This is a genomic window from Aeromicrobium phragmitis (assembly GCF_003674095.1).
Classification (GTDB): domain Bacteria; phylum Actinomycetota; class Actinomycetes; order Propionibacteriales; family Nocardioidaceae; genus Aeromicrobium; species Aeromicrobium phragmitis.
This window is the reverse complement of record NZ_RDBF01000119.1, coordinates 1-410: the sequence shown is the minus strand read 5'-3', so window position 1 is coordinate 410 and position 410 is coordinate 1. Positions and strand designations below refer to the sequence as shown.

General features: G+C 73.9%; 1 protein-coding gene. It reads right to left on the bottom strand.

Annotated elements, in window-relative coordinates; all coding sequences use genetic code 11:
• The coding region (locus tag D9V41_RS16565; RefSeq protein ID WP_243697327.1) for a uroporphyrinogen-III C-methyltransferase at positions 1–382 on the bottom strand (382 nt) is incomplete at its 3' end.
• Positions 383–410 lie beyond the last annotated feature (28 nt).

The window sequence follows — 410 nt, the reverse complement described above, 5'->3', positions numbered from 1 at the left end:
CGGCGAGCTCGCCGAGGGTGGCCACGGTGACCCGCTGATCGGGAAGGAAGCCTCGCTCGATGACGGCGGCCGGCGTGGTGGGGCGATGGCCCGCCCGGATGAGCTCGTCCGTGGTCTGCGACAGCCGCTTCACGCCCATCAGCAGCACGAGCGTGTGGTCGCCACCGTGTGGCACATGAGCGAGCTCCTCGTGGCCGGTGACGACCGTGAAGCCCCGCGCGACACCTCGATGGGTGACGGGGATGCCCGCGGCGGCGGCTACGGCGATCGCGCTCGTCACGCCCGGCACGACCTCGACCGGCACGTCCGCGGCCCGGCAGGCGAGCCGCTCCTCGCCGCCGCGGCCGAACACGTAGGGGTCGCCGCCTTTGAGTCGGACCACGATCTTCCCCCCGCGCGCGCGGTCGACC